This window comes from Rhizobium sp. T1470, assembly GCF_042140505.1.
Lineage (GTDB): Bacteria > Pseudomonadota > Alphaproteobacteria > Rhizobiales > Rhizobiaceae > Rhizobium > Rhizobium favelukesii.
Map to the genome: position 1 here is coordinate 3,274,893 of NZ_CP148091.1, position 18,810 is coordinate 3,293,702.

18 protein-coding genes and 1 pseudogene are annotated in these 18,810 nt (G+C 58.9%); 11 read left to right on the forward strand and 8 right to left on the reverse strand.

The genetic code is table 11. The features are described 5' to 3' along the window. Positions 1-265: 265 nt before the first annotated feature. The gene (locus WGT02_RS16525) at positions 266-580 is read right to left on the reverse strand and encodes a DUF3303 domain-containing protein (protein ID WP_024318069.1); all 315 of its coding nucleotides are present in this window, start codon (positions 578-580) and stop codon (positions 266-268) included. Between the two features lie 251 nt (positions 581-831). Between WGT02_RS16525 and WGT02_RS16530 the strand changes: the two genes are divergently transcribed. The 6 genes from WGT02_RS16530 (at position 832) to WGT02_RS16555 (ending at position 6,253) form a co-directional block, all read left to right on the forward strand. Beyond that, entirely contained in the window at positions 832-1,293 is a 462-nt protein-coding gene (locus tag WGT02_RS16530) for a transposase (RefSeq protein WP_375678551.1), read from the forward strand. 56 nt (positions 1,294-1,349) lie between these two features. After that, positions 1,350-1,643: an IS66 family insertion sequence element accessory protein TnpB gene (tnpB, locus tag WGT02_RS16535; RefSeq protein WP_375679390.1), complete on the forward strand. Its 294-nt coding sequence runs from the start codon at positions 1,350-1,352 to the stop codon at positions 1,641-1,643. Positions 1,644-1,688: 45 nt separating this feature from the next. Further along, entirely contained in the window at positions 1,689-3,347 is a 1,659-nt protein-coding gene (locus WGT02_RS16540) for an IS66 family transposase (RefSeq protein WP_208245348.1), read from the forward strand. Positions 3,348-3,349: 2 nt separating this feature from the next. Further along, positions 3,350-3,934 carry a plasmid pRiA4b ORF-3 family protein gene (locus WGT02_RS16545; protein ID WP_208245634.1) on the forward strand — a complete coding sequence of 195 codons (585 nt, stop codon included), beginning with the start codon at positions 3,350-3,352 and terminating at the stop codon, positions 3,932-3,934. Between the two features lie 1,645 nt (positions 3,935-5,579). After that, positions 5,580-5,708 carry a hypothetical protein gene (locus WGT02_RS16550; RefSeq protein ID WP_375679392.1) on the forward strand — a complete coding sequence of 43 codons (129 nt, stop codon included), beginning with the start codon at positions 5,580-5,582 and terminating at the stop codon, positions 5,706-5,708. A 302-nt stretch (positions 5,709-6,010) separates the two neighbouring features. Continuing rightward, positions 6,011-6,253: a hypothetical protein gene (locus tag WGT02_RS16555; protein WP_051509101.1), complete on the forward strand. Its 243-nt coding sequence runs from the start codon at positions 6,011-6,013 to the stop codon at positions 6,251-6,253. A 199-nt stretch (positions 6,254-6,452) separates the two neighbouring features. Here the strand turns inward: WGT02_RS16555 and WGT02_RS16560 are convergent, their stop codons facing one another. The 3 genes and pseudogenes from WGT02_RS16560 to dnaE2 form a co-directional block, all read right to left on the reverse strand. After that, a complete protein-coding gene (locus tag WGT02_RS16560; protein WP_208249905.1) occupies positions 6,453-7,787 on the reverse strand; it encodes an ISNCY family transposase in 1,335 nt (444 codons plus the stop codon). Positions 7,788-8,323: 536 nt separating this feature from the next. Beyond that, positions 8,324-8,767: a nuclear transport factor 2 family protein gene (locus WGT02_RS16565; protein WP_208249903.1), complete on the reverse strand. Its 444-nt coding sequence runs from the start codon at positions 8,765-8,767 to the stop codon at positions 8,324-8,326. Positions 8,768-8,837: 70 nt separating this feature from the next. Then, positions 8,838-9,293, reverse strand: a pseudogene (dnaE2, locus tag WGT02_RS16570) (error-prone DNA polymerase); the annotation flags it as partial. Between dnaE2 and WGT02_RS16575 the strand changes: the two are divergent. Next, positions 9,289-9,483 carry a nucleotidyl transferase AbiEii/AbiGii toxin family protein gene (locus WGT02_RS16575; RefSeq protein ID WP_231052272.1) on the forward strand — a complete coding sequence of 65 codons (195 nt, stop codon included), beginning with the start codon at positions 9,289-9,291 and terminating at the stop codon, positions 9,481-9,483. The pseudogene dnaE2 and the gene WGT02_RS16575 sit on opposite strands and share 5 nt — an antisense overlap. Before the next feature lie 145 nt (positions 9,484-9,628). On the opposite strand, the gene WGT02_RS16580 is transcribed toward WGT02_RS16575, so the two are convergent. Continuing rightward, entirely contained in the window at positions 9,629-9,913 is a 285-nt protein-coding gene (locus tag WGT02_RS16580) for a LexA family transcriptional regulator (protein WP_225039569.1), read from the reverse strand. A gap of 28 nt (positions 9,914-9,941) precedes the next feature. Here WGT02_RS16580 and WGT02_RS16585 point away from each other — a divergent pair, with 28 nt between their 5' ends. Further along, positions 9,942-11,057: an IS630 family transposase gene (locus WGT02_RS16585; RefSeq protein ID WP_208245192.1), complete on the forward strand. Its 1,116-nt coding sequence runs from the start codon at positions 9,942-9,944 to the stop codon at positions 11,055-11,057. Between the two features lie 51 nt (positions 11,058-11,108). Here WGT02_RS16585 and WGT02_RS16590 read toward each other — a convergent pair whose 3' ends face one another. Beyond that, positions 11,109-11,393 carry a LexA family transcriptional regulator gene (locus WGT02_RS16590; RefSeq protein WP_225039569.1) on the reverse strand — a complete coding sequence of 95 codons (285 nt, stop codon included), beginning with the start codon at positions 11,391-11,393 and terminating at the stop codon, positions 11,109-11,111. 28 nt (positions 11,394-11,421) lie between these two features. Between WGT02_RS16590 and WGT02_RS16595 the strand changes: the two genes are divergently transcribed. From WGT02_RS16595 to WGT02_RS16605, 3 genes are all read left to right on the forward strand, one after another. Next, positions 11,422-12,537, forward strand: coding sequence for an IS630 family transposase (locus WGT02_RS16595; RefSeq protein ID WP_208245192.1), 1,116 nt, complete (start codon positions 11,422-11,424; stop codon positions 12,535-12,537). Positions 12,538-13,059: 522 nt separating this feature from the next. Then, positions 13,060-13,347, forward strand: a complete 288-nt coding sequence (locus WGT02_RS16600) for a hypothetical protein (RefSeq protein ID WP_024318059.1) — start codon at positions 13,060-13,062, stop codon at positions 13,345-13,347. Positions 13,348-14,292: 945 nt separating this feature from the next. Then, positions 14,293-14,586 carry a hypothetical protein gene (locus tag WGT02_RS16605; RefSeq protein ID WP_024318058.1) on the forward strand — a complete coding sequence of 98 codons (294 nt, stop codon included), beginning with the start codon at positions 14,293-14,295 and terminating at the stop codon, positions 14,584-14,586. A gap of 90 nt (positions 14,587-14,676) precedes the next feature. On the opposite strand, the gene WGT02_RS16610 is transcribed toward WGT02_RS16605, so the two are convergent. Both WGT02_RS16610 and WGT02_RS16615 read right to left on the reverse strand, forming a co-directional pair. Then, the gene (locus WGT02_RS16610) at positions 14,677-15,993 is read right to left on the reverse strand and encodes a glucoamylase family protein (RefSeq protein WP_024318057.1); all 1,317 of its coding nucleotides are present in this window, start codon (positions 15,991-15,993) and stop codon (positions 14,677-14,679) included. 160 nt (positions 15,994-16,153) lie between these two features. Continuing rightward, complete coding sequence (locus tag WGT02_RS16615; protein ID WP_082321228.1) at positions 16,154-18,601, reverse strand: phosphoketolase; 2,448 nt, start codon at positions 18,599-18,601, stop codon at positions 16,154-16,156. Positions 18,602-18,810 lie beyond the last annotated feature (209 nt).

Here is an 18,810-nt window from a genome sequence, read left to right on the forward strand (position 1 = left end):
GCGGGCCAGATACAAAGATGAATGCGTTGGACTGTCCCGCTGGCACGCTTTCGACGTTGTCCTGAATCGTGCCAATTTCTCGACGAGGAATCACAAAGCCAGCCCGACACGCGCATTTGAGTACTGCAAACCGCCGCCAACGCTCGTCCACTGGGCGAGAGCGACATCCTCGCGAACCCGAACGATCGGCTCTGCGCTTTTCGGCCAGGGCCGTCTTCCGCTATCGGCCGCCCATAGCGGATATCAGCTTGGATCCCCTTAAATCTCACGTAGGTTTGAGTCCATCGCGCCAAGCAATCGCTTCTTGCTCGACCCGGACAGCGTCCTCGACGGCAATCACGGGTCGTGCCTGGAATTCAAAAGCGGGCCAGGTCGAGCATGCCTTATGAACGGCCAACGGATCGTCGCAGTCCACCAACATATGCCCACCCCATTCGCCCACTCGCACAACGAACAACTCGATCTTGAAATTGGCCGGCGCTTTCCATTGAGTGAAAACCTCCAGTATCCGCTTCTGGGCATTCTCGTACTCCGCAGGCGATCCCTGCGGACGTTCGAACCAACTGATCATGTACTTCATCTTCATCCTCCACTATTTGAGCTGAAATCCTCGGGCCGAATTATCCTCGAAGCCTTGCGCAATTGGGATTCTTAGACACCTCTGTTGTTGGTCCGAAGCTGCCTCTGATGGCACGACCAGAGTTTCTGAATTTCTGACGGCGGCTTCACACCGAGAGCTTCGCGTGCACCGAAGCGCGCTCAGGATTTGCGGTATGCATCCGGGGGAGGCCGCCTTGCTGAGAAGTGAGCGGAATTGGATGATCTGTCTATATGGACGTCAATATAGACGGTGTAATAGCGATGGACGTAACGATAGAGGGCCGGCCGCAAGTCAGCCGGATGGAGATTGTCGACAGTGGGCGGCGTCGCCGTTTCAGTAACGAGGCCAAACTTGCGATCGTTGCGGAGAGTTATTCCGCTCCCCAGCAGGTCACGGCAACGGCACGGCGACATGGCATCACGCGCTTTCAGTTGAACGATTGGCGTAAGGCAGCACGTGAGGGACGGCTTGGCAGTGGCCGTGGCATTGAGGGGTTTATTCCTGCCCTGTTGGTTCCGGAGCCAGGCATCCCGGTCGCTGCGACCAAGCCTTCGATGGCACAAAGTGGCCTTATGGCACAAAGTGGCCTTATGGAGGTGCTGAGCGCGAACGGCCGCCGTGTGATCGTGGACCGCGATGTCGACGTTGAGGCTCTGCTGCGGATTGTCCGAGGACTGGAGACATTGCGATGAACCCGTTTCCGATGGGAACAGGGGTCAAAGTCTGGCTTTCGACGGGGTATACGGACATGCGCTGTGGCTTTCCCTCTCTGGCGCTTCGGGTGCAGGAGGTCTTGAAGCATGACCCGCTCGGCGGTCATTTGTTTTGCTTCAGGGGCCGGCGCGGTGACCTGATAAAATTGGTTTGGCATGACGGCCAGGGCAGTTGCTTGTTCACAAAAAGATTGGAACGCGGGAAGTTCATATGGCCTTCTGCCGAAGGTGGTGCGGTTGCAATATCACCTGCACAGCTCAGCTATCTCCTGTCTGGCATAGACTGGCGCCATCCGCAGGAAACATGGCGTCCAACGAGGGTTGGATAGCATTATTCCATTGAAAATACAGTGAGAATCTGATCGAATGACTTCATGACTGTGAAGCCTGACGATCTTCCTGCGGACCTTGCCGGCGCCTATATGGCGCTGCTGGCCGAGCGCGAGGTATTGCAGGCTGAACGTGATGTGGCGGTTGCCGAAGCTGCTAATGCGCAAGCCCTGCTGTCCGACCGCGACGCCCTGATCGCCAGTCTTGAATTGAGGATCGACAAGCTCAAGCGCGAACTGCGCGGTCAGAGCAGCGAGCGCACGGCGCGCCTGATCGACCAGTTGGAATTGCAGCTTGAGGAACTGGTCACGGCAGCTACGGAAGATGAGATTGCAGCGCAGGCTGCCGCCGCCCGGACCTCGTCCGTGCGTCCGTTTGTGCGCAAACGGCCGGTGCGAAAGCCCTGGCCGGAGGATATCGAGCGCGAGCGCGTGGTGATCGATCCTCCGATCAATTGTGTATGCTGCGGTGGCTCGCGCCTGTCTAAACTGGGTGAGGACGTCACCGAAACGCTGGAAGAGATCCCGCGCCGGTTCAAAGTGATCGAAACAGTGCGGGAAAAGTTCTCTTGCCGTGATTGTGAGGCGATCAGCCAGCCGCCAGCGCCTTTCCATGCCACGCCGCGCGGCTTTATCGGCCCTCATCTCCTGACGACGATCCTGTTTGACAAGTTCGGCATGCACAGCCCGCTCAACCGCCAGAGCACCCGGTTCAAATGCGAAGGGATCGATCTTTCGACTTCGACGCTAGCCGATCAGGTTGGTTTTGGAACATCCGCTCTCATGCCGGTTGTTGATCTGATCGAGAAGCATGTCTTTGCGGCTGAGCGGCTTTTTGGCGACGACACCACCATTCCCATCCGGGCCAAAAGCAAATGCACGACCGGGCGCATATGGACCTACGTGTGTGATGATAGGCCCTATGGCGGCGGGGCCGCGCCGGCGGCGATCTACTATGCTTCAAGCGACCGTCGGGGCGAGCATCCGCAAAAACATCTGGCCGGATATGGCGGCATTCTACAGACGGATTGTTACAACGGGTTCGAACCGATATCGGTTGCCGAAAAGAAAGAAGTGCCGATCACGTTTGCTTTTTGCCATGCCCATGCGCGGCGGAAATTCTTTGAGCTGGCCGATATCGAGAAAAGCGCCCGCGATAGCAAACGCAACGGCAGGCCGATCTCCCCGATCGCGCTGGAGGCGGTCAAACGATTTGACGCCCTGTTTGAAATCGAACGACAGATCAACGGCTTGAGTGCAGCAGAACGACTGGCCGTGCGGCAGGAAAAGAGCAAGCCTCTGTTCGACGACATGCACGAGTGGCTGAAACGCGAACGTGCCGCGCTCAGCAGATCCTCCGACCTCATCAAAGCCATGGACTACATGCTGAAACGTTGGGATGGTTTTGCCCGCTTCCTCGAAGACGGAAGAGTTTGTCTCACGAATAATGCCGCCGAGCGCGCGCTGAGAGGTATTGCATTGGGAAGGCGGAATTGGACCTTCGCCGGTTCCCCGCGCGGGGCCGATCGTGCCGCCGTCATGCTGACGCTCATTACGACCTGCCGCCTCAACGACATCGACCCGAAAGCCTGGCTCGCCGACGTCCTGGCCCGCATCGCTGATCTTCCCGCCTCTCGCCTGCACGAACTGCTTCCATGGAACTGGAAAAGTGCGTCGGCGACAGCTCATATGCTGGCGGCCTGAAGATGGCTGCCTCCGTCGTCCGCCTGAAGGTCACCCTCGATCAAGTCGATCCAATGGTGATGCGGCGTGTTGTCGTGCCATTCCGTATCAGGCTCAGTCGGCTGCACGAGGTGTTGCAGGCGGCGATGGGCTGGACCAACAGCCATCTTTATGAATTCCGCATGCGTGACGTCGGTTTTGGATTGCCTGACGAGGAATGGGGGGATGGTCCCATCGACGCTCGCAAAGTCTCGCTGCTGTCGGCAGTCCAGGACACCGGCGCGAAATCGTTCAAATACCTTTACGACTTTGGCGACGGCTGGACGCACAGCATCAAGATCGAGCGCACCTTCCCGGCAATCGGCACGGAAGGCCCGATGCTCCTCGAAGCGGCAGGACACTGCCCACCCGAGGACGTCGGTGGCCCATGGGGGTATCAGGAGTTCCGCGAGGCGCTTGTCGATCCGGCACACGAGCGACATGCCGAACTCGTCGAATGGTGGGGCGGCAGCGATTACGATCCTGGCAATGCCAACCTCAGCCAACTCAACAAAGCCGTCGACGATCTGGCTGCCAAATGGGCCCGAAGAGCGCGCCGAAAAATCTGAAGGCATGCAAAAGGACCCAACTTGAACCGTATCACTCGATCATAACCCGGCTGAAGTTCACGCGCGAGCCTTCATCCCGCGTGATTGCTCGGATGCATACGATTTGCGGCCGAAAATAGTGTCGTACCGGTCCCGCGCGTTCAGATACCCAGTCATGGCACGTGCTAGGTCAAGCGATAAGCGAACTTGAGGTGCGTTTTCCAAGACAGCTACCTCATCGGTACTTCGATCTACGACACGGTCGGTTCCGTGCTTTTCCGGCTGAATTTCGTACCTCATCGCTGCATCTGACTAAGTCTTTCAGCGCGATCATATAAAACCGGATGTTAAATCTTCCGGCGGGGAAGGAAAAGACACTCATAGAGAGAGAGAGAGAGAGAGAGAGACGAGTGAACAATCCGCCCTTCAAAGGCCCCTTTAGTGCCTCCTCGTCCCGCCCCTACCGTCGCAGGATACAGCATCTCGCGGATTGCATTGAAATCATTGATGAGGAGAGGCTGCCCTTGTCTATCGCCGCGAAGGAGTCGAATGGCGATTGGCGCATCGGCACGCTGACCCACTGGTCAAGGGGTGAGCCTCGAAAGGCGGCCTTCCTTGCACGCTGAGCGGCGTTTGCGCTACGGCCGGCCGCACCGACGTCTGATTACCATGGTCCAGAGAGAAAATGGCGCACGGATGCGAACTATCTGTTCGGCACCCTTGATCGCCTTCGGCTTCTCCCCCACTCGAGCGATCCGGCGGGCTTCCCGGATGTTGTGTTCGATATCGGCTCCGGTAAGTCCTTCGGCTTCGTTCGACAGCACGCGCCTCCTTGTCAGGCCGAGGAATGCGCACGGACGGTCGCGACGGCCAGAGCGCAGGATGGCGGGGTCGATAAAGCGCGGATGGATCGGCCGCAAGGATGCAACGATCAGAAACAGTCGTGCAGAAACTGCTCTCCATGCACTGAAACCAGAGACAGAATTAGAGATACGAAATCTACAACTTTTGATCGTGGCGAACCGGCCGATTTGGTAGCTAGCCCCCATTGCCGTTTTTGTTCAGTTTCGGGCCATCTGTCATTGGGGGATGAACGATGGCCGCATACCGATTGTGCATGAACGTCGAAGGCTGGTCCATCATCGACCAAGCCACGCTTGCACCAGTCCGACTTGACGGCGTTCCGCTCGCCTCGATGAAGTCCGACGAAGCGAAGCATATGCTGTCAATCCTCAAGGGCATCGACCGGGTGCGAGCGGCCTCGAGATGGTGGGCGTCATTTGCCAAGAAGAAGCGGCCTCCTGCGCAACGAACGCGGATCGAAGCGCCCGGATTGGGCGACTTTGAGGTGCTCAGACCGTTGACGGGCTTTCGCGGATCCGGACCGAGGCGAAACCAATGAACTACTTGGCGGAAGGGGTGAAGCGCGTGTTGTCCCTGCGTACGCGGGCGAAGGCAGGACAGTCGTTTTCATCCGGAGGCTGGGCTGGAAGGAGTGGCTTCTTTTCGTACAGTAATCGGCTTCGCAGGAAGACCGTCGAGCGCTTCACAATACCAATGATCGAGAGAGGAACAACAGATGCCAAGTATCGACCGTCAGCGCCGCAATTCGGAAATCGATAGGGAGATTGGCGAGCGCCTCCGGCAGCTTCGACAGATGCGCGGGATGACGCAGACGACGCTTGGGAAAGCTGTGAATGTGACGTTTCAACAGATGCAAAAGTACGAAAGAGGGTTCAACCGGATCGCCGCGTTTCTGCAGATCCATGAGCTGTCGGGGCGCGACAATGGGTGATGATCCGAGCGAAGGAATTCGACGAGCCTTGGAATTGCTGCCAATCCGAAATCTCGACCTGCAGGTTTACGCCAGCAACGTTCGATGGTGGGCCGACTTTGCACAGCAATACGCGGATGCCGACAAAGCTTCCGACGAAATGCGCGCCAGTGGACGGATCGTAGCAGTTTTGGAGGAGTTCGAATCCATCTGTCATGGCAAGCCGATATCATCGAAGGTGGATCTGATGATCGATTATGCACTGAGGCCGGCTTCTCCGATCTGTTTGTATCTGTCTTCTGGCTTCGCGTGGGGCGCTTCGGATGCCGGTTCCCGATAACGATTTCACGTTCGTAAAGGACGCCATGAAAGCTCTCTGTCGCGAGCATGGCATCGAGCGAGACAGGAAGGCCACAGTCGAGATCGCAGCGCTGTTGGTGGCCTTGGTGAAGGAAGGGATCCACGACGCGGAGGAACTCAAAGTCCTTGTCCGCGAAAGATGGATGGAGGCGGCCCCGCTTTTTCGCGGGGCGGACAGCCCGGCTGAGCCGCCCTCAAGGAGTTAGCTTAGCTAGTGCCCGTCCATAAACGGCTGTTTTTCTGCGGTTTTGAAAGGTTGTTTGCCGGCTGACATCGTTTCTTGGGACGCGTGATGGCACAAGACCGCGCAGGTTATGGCCCGAAGAGCGATCTGGCGGCAATGGGGTCATGAGGTATCGGCCACCGCTCGCCGGGTGTGCTCTGAACGCTGCCGGATGAGGGGTGTCAGGTCGGCCTGAGGCGGGCGAAGAGGGCGAGATTGTAAGCGACCACCGAGGACCAGACATAAGCCTTAAAGTGGTCGAGCCCGCGCCAGGTGCAGCGCCCCAAGCCATAAGCGCGTTTCAGACAAGAGATGCCGGCCTCGATGCCGGCGCGGAAGTTGCGCAGCCTGCGATAGACCCAGCGGCTTGTGACCATGTCTTCGATGCGGAGGCCGGACTTCTTGTGGAAGGCCATGTCGCGGACGCAGCAGGCTTTGGCTCCGCTCAGATTTTCGCGGCTGGCATAGCCGCCGTCGGCTGCCGACTGACGCGGCGCCTGGCCATAAAAGGCGATGTGGCGTTCCAGCATCGGCAGCAAGCGCTCGCTGTCGGCCGGGTTGCCGGTTTCGACGACGAGGTCGAGGACCAGTCCGCTTCTGCCGGTCGTCAGATTGAGTTTGTGGCCGTAGTCGACGTCGCGGCTGCCCTTGACGATGATGTCGGCATGCGGCTCGAACAGGCTCACCAGCTTCTCGCCGGCCGGGACCGGCTGCCCGGCCAGGACCCGCCGTTCGGTCTGGGCGAGGATCCGTGCGATCAGTGGCCGGTAGTGGCGGAGCTGGGCCTGCCACAGTTCGCCGGCCGGGCCCGCCGTCTGGGGCAACTGTTCGCTCGCCTGCTGCAGATAACTCAAGGTCGTGCGCGTGATCTTGAGCAGTGCGCGGTAGTGCTTCACCCGTTTGGGACGGCCGCGGGTATATTCGATCGCCCGAGCCCGCTTCTTTGCCGCGCGGCGATGGTCGTGCCATGGAATGGCGCTACCCAGTGCCTCGGCCTGCTGCAACAGTCGCACCATCACCCGCACGGCGTCCCATAACAGGCTGCTGTCGCTCGGCTCATGGATCAGTGCCGCGGTGACGGTGCTGTCCACACGCACGACCTTGCCATTTTCCAGCTTCTCCCGCTTGGCGCTCGCCAGCAGCACCCGGTTGATCTCTTCAAAGGTTTGCGCCCGGATCGCGCTGATCGTCTTGTGCAAGACCGACTTCTTCGGGTTCCATCCCCACGGCAGCCGGGCAAAGGCCCGGAACGAGGCGGAGTCTTCGAGATGGAAGGCCAGTTCCTGATAACTCAGCTGGCGATGCTGCTTGAGCAGCGCGCAGCGCAGCACAGCCTCGGCCGGCAGCCCCTCGCGACCGGTCTCCTTGAGACCATGCCGGCGCAGGTCCCGCGTCACCAGCCCGAGCAGATCGCGATGCTCATCCAGCCATTGCGACATCGCCTTCAATTCACGGCCGATCTCGTGCCCGGCAAAAAGATCGAATATACTGGATTGGACGGTGCGTTCTTGGCGCATTGTCGGCTCCGGCGGTTACGGGTTTGTCTTTAGAATCAGTCGCTTGATCTAAAGTATACCTGAAACCGCCGGGCTTTGCCCGCGGCAATATCGCGATTCATACAATAATTTCAGCGGTTTACCGTTTGTGGATGGGCACTAGCTAGGCTTGCCCGTTTACCGATCGATCCCCAGAGCCACGCCGGTTGCGAAATCGACGATCGTGCGATCGCTTTCGTCCTGCGCCGCTCCGCTGCACGGTCAGCGCCGAGAGAGACCGCTGCCTCCGAGCTAAATTAGGGCGAGATGTGATCCGACCTCGATTTCTCAATCGCAGACTCGTCGGCACCTTCGGCAGAGATCGCGGGTTCTTGAAGTGGCGGACCGCAACTGCAGCCGAGCTTGAAGCCATCGCGATGATCGGTGCACCTCTCAATGAGAGCGAAAGAGACGTCGCGAAGAGGCGCTGAGATTGGCATCAGAGCCTGGACCTCATCGAACAAAGTAAAACTCCACCGTTGGCGGCCTGGGGACATCGATACCCTGAGGCCAGCCGTTTAAGGTTTGAGATCGAGCAGAGCGCGACCGGTTCCATCCATGGCGAAGGGCACGGATGCATGTTGGTGGGACACCATCCAGCGGCCATCGCGCTTCACCAGGCCAAGGGTTTGACGAAACCAAAGATCGACCTCGGTGCCGTCAGTTTTAGTTCCCGTCATGCGCGTCAGACCACTCCAGAAAGCAACATCTCCGCCGACCGTTAGCTTGGCATCGCAAACATCGCCACCGATCGGACCTTCCCAGGTATCGAACCACGCCTGCAGGCCTGCCTCGTCCTTGCCGTGATAGACGAGCGGCGGTGCTAGCGAAAACTCGACGGAATCCCCGGTTTCGTAGGAAAGTGCGCCCTTGGCATCTTTTTCGCCGAGCGCGGAAGCGCGCATCGTTAGCATGGCGATAATCGCCTCTTCTTCGATATTGACTTTGGTTTCGTTGCTCATTGGCCGTTCTCCTATTCTGTTCAAGCGGAGGACGAACGGGGGAACGACAATCCGACACCGACACACGAAGCTAGTGGAAATTTCGCGCCTTCACCTTCAAGGTGTCGTTGTGGAGATCCGGGATGAAGATGCCCGGCGGCTGAATCGCAGGCTTCGGCTTGTCCCTTGGGTTCGGCCCGCCGCCATGCGCAAACTCGTCTCCCCTGCCCGTCGGTAGGGTGAAGTGTCGCGGTCGGCAAGCCCTGACAGGCCGCCCGACAGATCGAAGAGCGGCTGTGGCACGAGATGGACCGCGTCGCCCTCTCGCTGGATCTTCAAATTGATCGCCATCATCGACGATCCGAGGACCACGCGGCGGCGCTTCTCGAACAAAGACGACCAGATTGGCCGGACCCGTCTCGTCCTCGATGGTGATGAACATGACACCTTTCGCACTGCCCGGCTTCTGTCGAACCAGAACGACACCCGCGGTCATCAGCCAGCGACCGTCGCGCGCGTTTATAGCCTCCGAGCATGCGACGATGTTCGGCTTCGCGGAAATCCAGGTCGTATCGTTCGCCGACTTGTACGCAGGAAAAATCATGGCGGCTCTGGTTAGGCAGCATCCGCGCGACCTGTTCGACATACGGGATTTGTTAGCGGCCGAAGGGATAAGCGAAGCCATTCGCCAGGCCTTTTGTCGTTTATCTGATCAGCCACGGCAGGCCCATTGCTGAAGTGCTCGCACCGGGTCGCAATGATATTAAGGCGGAGTGCGAGCAGAACGTTGATGGCATGGCCGTCGAGGACGTCGCGCCTTGATACGCAACGGGCGGCGCGGGAGCAGCTAGTACCGCGCCACAGAGATTATGACGGGTTGGGTTATCGTAGAATGGGCAAGTCTTCTGGTGGGATGAGAAGTTGGATGCTGCGTGCTGCGCCTGGCACGCGGGATATAAATCCTGCCTTCTCGAGGGTCAGCACCATCTGGTGAACAGACGGAGCCGTAACGGCGAAGTGGCGACGCATGTCGGCTTCGGCCGGAGGCTGTTTGAAGATGCGGCTGTAGGCGTAGATGAAGGCCAGGTACTGGCCTTGGACTTGCGTAAGGCCATGTCTTGCCGTTGCGGCTTGCGGGTCAAGTGAGGGACTCATTTTCGGATTCATCTGCGTCTCCGCGCTGAAGGAGGTGTCGATGAATATAAAGTTTCACGTAGAGCTTAGCCAATCGGAACGTGATCAACTGGCCGTTTTGTTGAGCGGGGGACGCCATGCGTCGCGCAAGATCAAGCGCGCCCAGATCCTGGTGGCGGCGGACGAAGGCTTCAGCGACGAGGTGATCGCGGCAACCTTGAACGTCAGCGGATCGACGATTTACCGGACCAAGCGCCGGTTTGTGGAAGCCAATCTGGAAGGCGCGCTCAGTGAAGAACCGCGCCCGGGTGTTGAGCGCAAGCTATCGAGCAAGGAGGAGGCGCTGTTGGTGGCGACCGCCTGCTCAAAGCCGCCGCCCGGGCGAGCCCGCTGGACCCTGGAGCTTCTGGCCGATGAGATGGTCCGACTCACCGATCATGACGAGTTGTCCTCGGAGACCGTACGTCGCCGGCTGGCTGAGAATCATCTCAAACCTTGGCGCAAAGACATGTGGTGCATCCCAAAGCTCGATGGGGAATACGTCGCGCGCATGGAGGATGTTCTCGACCTCTACGCAGAGACGCCTGATCCACAAAGGCCCGTGGTCTGCTTCGACGAGAGCCCGACCCAACTCATCGGCGAAGTGCGCGAGCCCATTGCGGCCAAGCCTGGCCAGCTTGAACGCTACGACTGCGAGTATCGCCGAAACGGCACGGTCAATCTGTTTGTCTTCATGGACGCCCACCAGCCCTGGCGCAGGGTGAAGGTCACCGATCGGCGAACCAACCAAGACTTCGCCCAGTGCATGCGCGAACTGGTCGACGTCGATTATCCCGACGCCCCGATCATCCGCGTGGTGATGGACAACCTCTCCACCCATTCCGCCGGGGCGCTTTACGACGCATTTCCAGCCCCGGAGGCTCGAAGGGTGCTGAAGCGACTGGAGTTCCACCACACGCCCAAGCACGCCAGTTGGCTCAACATGGTCGAGATCGAGATCGGTGTCCTGCGCAGCCAATGCCTCGACCGTCGTATCGACAATAAAGACACCATAATCGCCGAAGTCGCAGCCTGGGAGCAGCAACGCAACGCTAATGGCGCAAAGATCCAATGGATGTTCACAACCGAAAAAGCCCGCCAAAAGCTCCGCAAAGCTTACCCCGTCAAAGAGTCATAATCTCTGTGGCGCGGCACTAGTACCGCGCCACAGAGATTATGACGGGTTGGGTTATCGTAGAATGGGCAAGTCTTCTGGTGGGATGAGAAGTTGGATGCTGCGTGCTGCGCCTGGCACGCGGGATATAAATCCTGCCTTCTCGAGGGTCAGCACCATCTGGTGAACAGACGGAGCCGTAACGGCGAAGTGGCGACGCATGTCGGCTTCGGCCGGAGGCTGTTTGAAGATGCGGCTGTAGGCGTAGATGAAGGCCAGGTACTGGCCTTGGACTTGCGTAAGGCCATGTCTTGCCGTTGCGGCTTGCGGGTCAAGTGAGGGACTCATTTTCGGATTCATCTGCGTCTCCGCGCTGAAGGAGGTGTCGATGAATATAAAGTTTCACGTAGAGCTTAGCCAATCGGAACGTGATCAACTGGCCGTTTTGTTGAGCGGGGGACGCCATGCGTCGCGCAAGATCAAGCGCGCCCAGATCCTGGTGGCGGCGGACGAAGGCTTCAGCGACGAGGTGATCGCGGCAACCTTGAACGTCAGCGGATCGACGATTTACCGGACCAAGCGCCGGTTTGTGGAAGCCAATCTGGAAGGCGCGCTCAGTGAAGAACCGCGCCCGGGTGTTGAGCGCAAGCTATCGAGCAAGGAGGAGGCGCTGTTGGTGGCGACCGCCTGCTCAAAGCCGCCGCCCGGGCGAGCCCGCTGGACCCTGGAGCTTCTGGCCGATGAGATGGTCCGACTCACCGATCATGACGAGTTGTCCTCGGAGACCGTACGTCGCCGGCTGGCTGAGAATCATCTCAAACCTTGGCGCAAAGACATGTGGTGCATCCCAAAGCTCGATGGGGAATACGTCGCGCGCATGGAGGATGTTCTCGACCTCTACGCAGAGACGCCTGATCCACAAAGGCCCGTGGTCTGCTTCGACGAGAGCCCGACCCAACTCATCGGCGAAGTGCGCGAGCCCATTGCGGCCAAGCCTGGCCAGCTTGAACGCTACGACTGCGAGTATCGCCGAAACGGCACGGTCAATCTGTTTGTCTTCATGGACGCCCACCAGCCCTGGCGCAGGGTGAAGGTCACCGATCGGCGAACCAACCAAGACTTCGCCCAGTGCATGCGCGAACTGGTCGACGTCGATTATCCCGACGCCCCGATCATCCGCGTGGTGATGGACAACCTCTCCACCCATTCCGCCGGGGCGCTTTACGACGCATTTCCAGCCCCGGAGGCTCGAAGGGTGCTGAAGCGACTGGAGTTCCACCACACGCCCAAGCACGCCAGTTGGCTCAACATGGTCGAGATCGAGATCGGTGTCCTGCGCAGCCAATGCCTCGACCGTCGTATCGACAATAAAGACACCATAATCGCCGAAGTCGCAGCCTGGGAGCAGCAACGCAACGCTAATGGCGCAAAGATCCAATGGATGTTCACAACCGAAAAAGCCCGCCAAAAGCTCCGCAAAGCTTACCCCGTCAAAGAGTCATAATCTCTGTGGCGCGGCACTAGTCGAAACCATTGCCGGCGCCATGCCGGCACCTCATCGCAAGTTTCTGGTCGGATTCAAGAAGCGGACGCCGGATTGGGAAAAGCTTGGACTCCCTGATGCGGCAGAACCTCCGGCGGTTGAATTCAAACAACTCAATCTCGATAAGCTGCCGGACGATGTGCGCGCAAAGTTGGTCGAGAGGCTTTCGAAGGTTCTTGGAATTGAAGATGGCTGAGGCTGAGGCTGGAGCGTTGTCAGCACAATTCAGTGTTCGGAATTAGCCGTGGTGTAAGGTTTAGGATGGATCAACTGTCAGTGGCGTCCGCGCTGGCGGGCCAGGGTACACAAGGAATGGGTCGGCGACGATCATGGCGATAGCTATGAGACGGCCATGCCTATCAACGTGATGGCAGCGTCGAAGGAGCCCGCTGCGCAAGAGACTTTGATGACGAAATCGAGTAGACCAGTGATCGTCGGCGATCACATCGGCGAGATCTCACCGATGAACTGGGAGGCCAGAGGATGATCCAAATAATAGCGGCGGCCGTGACGGCAGTCCTTGTCGCAAGCTGTACTGCCGTTTCGGGATCCTATTCGTCGCAAGGTTACGCGCCTATTCCCGGCAGCATCACCTACGGCGGCCAGCCCCGAACGAAGCTCGCGAGGTCGCCGATCGGCTCTTCGTTCCCCCATACGTTCACGGATCAGACGGGGCGCGAGGTCGAGGAGATCTATATCATCCAACCGGATCGAACTCTGCTTATCGTCCAGCGACACTATCGGCCATTTTTGGCCTGGAGCCGGAACTAAGGGGCGGTGCCCCAGAGCTAAGAACCCCCATGCCAGGAACGGTCATCTCGATCTGGGTCATCAATGAACTTGTTTGGTCGGCGATGCGAATGTCGGGCTGCCTATCTCGTCTGGATTGGTCTACACGATCCAGAACCTGACGCTCACTACTTGCGACTGGCAAATCCAGATCCAGTCCGCAATCGAAAGCTGAGGCTCATGCAACAAACCCGCGCACGGGCAGCGAGCCTCCGGTATCAATCATGCCACCGAAGTCTCCTTCGATCCCCGACTGCATCTCACTTCACCACCAGCGAGAATTCAAACCTGTCGACTGGAGACTGAATAGATACTCGTTCCTTTGCGCGAAAGTGCCGTCGGGATTGCGGGAAATGACGCCGCAGAAACGCCACCGCGTCGGACAGATGGAAAACCGATTCTGCTGCTCCCCTGATCGGACCGTTTGCCAGCGGAGATAGTCGTCATGCCGTGTTCTGCAGTCGCTCGCCGATATGCCTCGCCTGACTTGATGTTGTGCCCCTGGATTTCGTGACCGAAGAGCAGAGCCCTTATACCGGAGGACGCCACTCGCGTGAAAGCATCCTGCCTCGCACGAGCGCCTGCGCGTGCTGCCGCTCCCGGCGGGTGGCTGATGCCGTGGCGCTTGCTCGCGCGAACTGACGACCTGGTGCCGGTCGCTGCGACGCATGGCCGGCACAGACTGTGGCCCCCGGCAAAGGCAATGAAAATACGTGGCAACAATCCTGCGTCACGAGCTAGCTTAGCCAAATCCGCTGCCTACGCTTCTCCTTTGAAAAGAAGCTGAGCAGGCTGCAGGCTCTGCAATCATCGCTGTTCTGCGCTTGCTGCAGTCGTTTCATTCGGCGGAATATCGAAATAGAGAGTCGACTGTAAGTTTGACTTGCGACATTGTAGTATTGCTGCAGTTCCAGTGGGATGCACGTGATGCCGTACTCGCAAACACTCCCAGTCTACGCATCCGTCGTCGTGACGGGTATTATCGCGCCGCTGTTCGCATTGTCGGCTGCCGAAACGGCAGCGGTCAAATCTGCGCGGACCCAGTCGATATCAATTCTTGTCACAGCGAACCTCGAACAGCGAGAGCTGTCGGCGCCCGGCACCTCAATTGACTGGTGGCTGCGGGAGGATATCGTGCATACGTCCGAGGCGACGGATGGGACGAAGAGCGTCTTCAACCGAAATTGGCTAGCGGGCGATCAGCTCCGCGGCTCTCATTGATCAACTTGGCAGGCCCAATCGAACGCCGAATGATCGATTGATCCAGACGCACTCGAGATCAAGTTGCGCGGCGGCTCATATACGCCCCCACTACAGCCATCCGCCGGTAAAGCCGGCGCGGCGCAACCCCCTGACGACAGGTTCGCAATTGCGCATCAGATTCCATAGGAAGCCGGTGCGATAATTCTCGATCATCAGCGCCACCGGCCCCTGATCGATCCCGAAATGGTAAGGGCTGATCCACCAGCCAGTTGGACTGTTTCCATCCTTGAACGTCTGATTGAACGATGGCTTGAAGCCGTAAAGCCGCGTCATCCCAAGATTCATGCTCGCGAAATTACGGACGGTTGGAATGACGATCTCGGGCGCAAAAGGCAGGGATGCCACGACAACCCAGGGCGATACGGTGCCGTCATCCGGCCCGAACGGAGCGCCGCGGGCGATGTAGTCGAAGAAATCGCGGCGCACCCCGTCGATCTCCGCTGTCTGCCAGCCGGGACCATCGCTCGCGGTAAATCCCCAGCAATGCTCGCCATAGCCCTCGAAATCCATAGGATTTCGGATCGCATATTCCTGCTGGACGAAGGCCGCTTGCCGGCTGTTCTGGAAATAGTCGCTGTTATGCTCGCACATGAATTCGTCGCGGATGCCGCGAAAATCGATCCACATATGCGACAGCTGATGCGTGAAGAGCGGACCGGAATAGAGCAGTTCGCGCCCGAAGATGTTCCGCCATTCGTAGCTTTCAGTGTAAGCCGCATAGCTTTCCGGCGGCAGCGGATACGACGGCGATCCAAGCCCCAGTATGTAGAGAAGTAGGCCTTCGTCATAACCGCGCCAGCGGTAAGGAATGAAGCCGCTCTCCGGTCGCCAGCCGTGCGTCAGCGTCGCACCCTGGTCACGCGCCCAATTCCAGTCTGCTCGCTGGTACAGCGACATCGCAAGTTGCCTGATCTTCGTTTCTTCAGCCGTCTCCCCGTCAAAATAGGTGGCGACCGTCAGCGCGCCGGCAAAAAGAAAGGCCGAGTCGATCGTCGACAGCTCGCATTCCCACACCCGGCGTCCCGTCTCGATGTCGAGAAAATGATAGAAGAAGCCCTTATAGCCGGAGGCGTCCGGCTCCGGTCCTTGGTGACATTGCAGCAGAAATTCGAGCCGCCGCCGGGCAATCTTGGCCGCAAACTCGCGAATGATGACGCCACGCTCGACGACGATTGGAATGGTGGCGAGTGCCATGCCGATGGCCGCGATGCTCGCCGGTGCGCCATCTTGCGTCTTGTCGCGAACCAACCCGTTATCGGGGTTCGTACAATGCAGGTAGTAGAGCACCGACGAGAACTGCAATCGCGCAAAGTCCTGGTCGCTCGGCGCGGCCTCCATGTTTGGCGCAGTCAACACCTCAATCATGAGTCACCATCCGCATAGCTTCGAAATTCGCATTCTTGGCGTAGGCCGTCGCAGCCGATACACAGGTCGCCGGCCTGACCACGGCAGGAGTGATTTGCGTATCGCGTCGGCGTCATCGCTGTAGGGCGGCCGCCCCGCTGCACATTTTGCGGTCTGCGCCTTAGGTATTGTCGCCTTCCGTCGACGTCCTATGCGTTCTTGCTGGCTGCCCCTGGACACCCCACTTCCAACCGGTGATTTCGGGCATGTCGTCGCCGTGTTTTTCAATGTATTGCCGGTGCTCGATCAGCTTCTCGCGGATCGCTTGCTTGAAGTAGGCGGCGCGGGACCCGAGTTGCGGCAACCGATCGATGACGTCTTCGACAAGGTGGAAGCGATCGAGCTGGTTCAGAACGACCATGTCGAAGGGCGTCGTGGTCGTCCCCTCCTCCTTGTATCCGCGCACGTGTAGATTGCCGTGGTTGGTGCGCCGGTAGGTCAGTCGGTGGATCAGCCAGGGATATCCATGGAACGCAAAGATGATCGGCTTGTCCTTGGTGAAGAGCGCATCGAAATCGCGGTCGGAAAGCCCATGAGGGTGCTCGCTTGATGGCTGCAACTTCATGAGGTTGACGACGTTGATGACGCGCACCTTCAACTCCGGCATATGTTCGCGGATCAATTGCACCGCCGCCAGCGTCTCCAGCGTTGGCACGTCGCCACAGCACGCCATCACCACATCGGGTTCCGAGCCCCGATCGTTGCTCGCCCACTCCCAGATGCCGAGACCTTCGGCGCAGTGCTTAACCGCCTGATCCATGGTCAGCCACTGCGGCGCCGGTTGCTTTCCAGCCACGACGACGTTCACATAATTGCGGCTGCGCAGGCAATGATCGGTGACCGAAAGCAGCGTATTCGCGTCCGCCGGGAGATAGACGCGGATCACCTCTGCCTTCTTGTTGACGACATGGTCGATGAAACCCGGATCCTGGTGGCTGAAGCCATTGTGATCCTGTCGCCAGACATGCGAGCTCAGGAAATAGTTGAGCGATCCAATGGGCCGCCTCCACGGGATGTGGTTGCAGACCTTCAGCCATTTGGCGTGCTGGTTAAACATCGAGTCGATGATGTGGATGAAGGCTTCGTAGCAGGAAAAGAAGCCGTGCCGTCCCGTCAGCAGATAACCCTCCAGCCAGCCTTGGCATTGATGCTCGCTCAGAACCTCCATGATGCGCCCGTCGGGCGACAGGTGATCATCCTCGGGATAGATTTCCGCCATGTAGCAGCGATTGGTGACCTCGAGCACATCCTGCCAGCGGTTCGAGTTGTTCTCGTCGGGACTGAACAGCCGGAAGTTGTTGCTGTTCAGGTTCAGCTTCATGACGTCGCGCAGAAACTTGCCCATGACCCGGGCGGATTCGGTCGTCGTCGCTCCCGGGCTCGGCACGGAAACGGCGTAGTCGCGGAAATCCGGCATCTTCAGGTCACGGAGCAGCAAGCCACCATTTGCGTGCGGATTGTCACTCATCCGGCGATTCCCGGCCGGGGCTAGCGAGGCGAACTCGGCGCGCAGCTTGCCGTCGTCATCGAAGAGCTCTCCAGGCTTGTAGGTCTGCATCCAATGCTGAAGGATTTCGATATGCTTCGGCTTGTCCATGTCGCCCATCGGGACCTGGTGCGACCGCCAGTAATCCTCGCATTTCTTGCCGTCGATTTCGCTCGGGCAGGTCCAGCCCTTTGGCGTGCGGAAAACGATCATCGGCCACGCTGGGCGTTTCAGATTGCCCTTCTCGCGAGCCTCCGTCCAGATCCGCTTGATCTCTGCGACGGCTGTATCCATCGCTGCCGCCAGCTGCTGCTGCACCTTGTCGGGATCGTGCCCCTCCACGAAAAGCGGCGCATAACCCATCCCCTCGAAGAATTTCCGCAATTCGTGCTCTGGGATGCGGGCGAGGAAGCATGGATTGGCGATCTTGTATCCGTTGAGATGCAGGATCGGCAGCACGCATCCGTCACGGGCGGGATTGAGAAACTTATTGCCATGCCATCCCGTCGCAAGCGGACCGGTTTCCGCCTCCCCGTCGCCGACCACACAGGCAACGATCAGATCGGGATTGTCAAAGGCCGCGCCATAGGCATGGCTCAAGGCATAGCCCAGTTCGCCGCCTTCGTGGATGCTTCCCGGCGTTTCGGGAGCGACGTGGCTCGGAATGCCGCCGGGAAAGCTGAATTGCTTGAACAGTCCCTTCATCCCCTCGGCGTCTTGGCCGATATTCGGGTAGACTTCGCTGTAGGTCCCTTCCAGATAGGCATGTGCGACCAGCGACGGGCCGCCATGGCCCGGCCCGATCACGTAGATCATGTTGAGGTCGTCGCGCTTGATCACGCGGTTCAAATGCACATAAAGCATGTTCAAGCCGGGCGACGTTCCCCAGTGGCCAAGCAGCCTTGGCTTGATGTGCTCCCGCTTGAGAGGTTCCTTCAGGAGCGGATTATCAAGCAGATAAATCTGTCCGACCGAAAGATAGTTCGACGCGCGCCAGTAGGCGTCCATCAAGCGGAGTTCGTCTGCCCCAAGCGGAGCGGTCTTTGTCTGATAGCTGTCAGTTGAAAGAGCTGCATTGGTCATCGTCAGCCTCCTATCGACTTTCTTGTCGTCTCAGTCTCCGTGCTGCGCGTCGCCACCGTTTGCGCGGCTATACGGCGTCTTCCACTGCCATGCGCCACTATCGTCAAGGTCCAGGATGGCGTCATAGGACGATATTCTGGCGGCGCTCCTAATATGAACGCAGGCGATGCCGTCACCTTCTGTAAGGCGAGTCATAATCCGGAACAGCA

Excerpts from the sequence above, each read along its gene's own strand:
- WGT02_RS16525 (WP_024318069.1), bottom strand. The coding sequence starts at position 580 with ATGAAGTACATGATCAGTTGGTTCGAACGTCCGCAGGGATCGCCTGCG.
- WGT02_RS16530 (WP_375678551.1), top strand. The coding sequence starts at position 832 with ATGGACGTCAATATAGACGGTGTAATAGCGATGGACGTAACGATAGAG.
- tnpB (WP_375679390.1), top strand. The coding sequence starts at position 1,350 with ATGCGCTGTGGCTTTCCCTCTCTGGCGCTTCGGGTGCAGGAGGTCTTG.
- WGT02_RS16540 (WP_208245348.1), top strand. The coding sequence starts at position 1,689 with ATGACTGTGAAGCCTGACGATCTTCCTGCGGACCTTGCCGGCGCCTAT.
- WGT02_RS16545 (WP_208245634.1), top strand. The coding sequence starts at position 3,350 with ATGGCTGCCTCCGTCGTCCGCCTGAAGGTCACCCTCGATCAAGTCGAT.
- WGT02_RS16550 (WP_375679392.1), top strand. The coding sequence starts at position 5,580 with ATGACGCAGACGACGCTTGGGAAAGCTGTGAATGTGACGTTTCAACAG.
- WGT02_RS16555 (WP_051509101.1), top strand. The coding sequence starts at position 6,011 with ATGCCGGTTCCCGATAACGATTTCACGTTCGTAAAGGACGCCATGAAA.
- WGT02_RS16560 (WP_208249905.1), bottom strand. The coding sequence starts at position 7,787 with ATGCGCCAAGAACGCACCGTCCAATCCAGTATATTCGATCTTTTTGCC.
- WGT02_RS16565 (WP_208249903.1), bottom strand. The coding sequence starts at position 8,767 with ATGAGCAACGAAACCAAAGTCAATATCGAAGAAGAGGCGATTATCGCC.
- WGT02_RS16575 (WP_231052272.1), top strand. The coding sequence starts at position 9,289 with ATGTTCGGCTTCGCGGAAATCCAGGTCGTATCGTTCGCCGACTTGTAC.
- WGT02_RS16580 (WP_225039569.1), bottom strand. The coding sequence starts at position 9,913 with ATGAATCCGAAAATGAGTCCCTCACTTGACCCGCAAGCCGCAACGGCA.
- WGT02_RS16585 (WP_208245192.1), top strand. The coding sequence starts at position 9,942 with ATGAATATAAAGTTTCACGTAGAGCTTAGCCAATCGGAACGTGATCAA.
- WGT02_RS16590 (WP_225039569.1), bottom strand. The coding sequence starts at position 11,393 with ATGAATCCGAAAATGAGTCCCTCACTTGACCCGCAAGCCGCAACGGCA.
- WGT02_RS16595 (WP_208245192.1), top strand. The coding sequence starts at position 11,422 with ATGAATATAAAGTTTCACGTAGAGCTTAGCCAATCGGAACGTGATCAA.
- WGT02_RS16600 (WP_024318059.1), top strand. The coding sequence starts at position 13,060 with ATGATCCAAATAATAGCGGCGGCCGTGACGGCAGTCCTTGTCGCAAGC.
- WGT02_RS16605 (WP_024318058.1), top strand. The coding sequence starts at position 14,293 with ATGCCGTACTCGCAAACACTCCCAGTCTACGCATCCGTCGTCGTGACG.
- WGT02_RS16610 (WP_024318057.1), bottom strand. The coding sequence starts at position 15,993 with ATGATTGAGGTGTTGACTGCGCCAAACATGGAGGCCGCGCCGAGCGAC.
- WGT02_RS16615 (WP_082321228.1), bottom strand. The coding sequence starts at position 18,601 with ATGACCAATGCAGCTCTTTCAACTGACAGCTATCAGACAAAGACCGCT.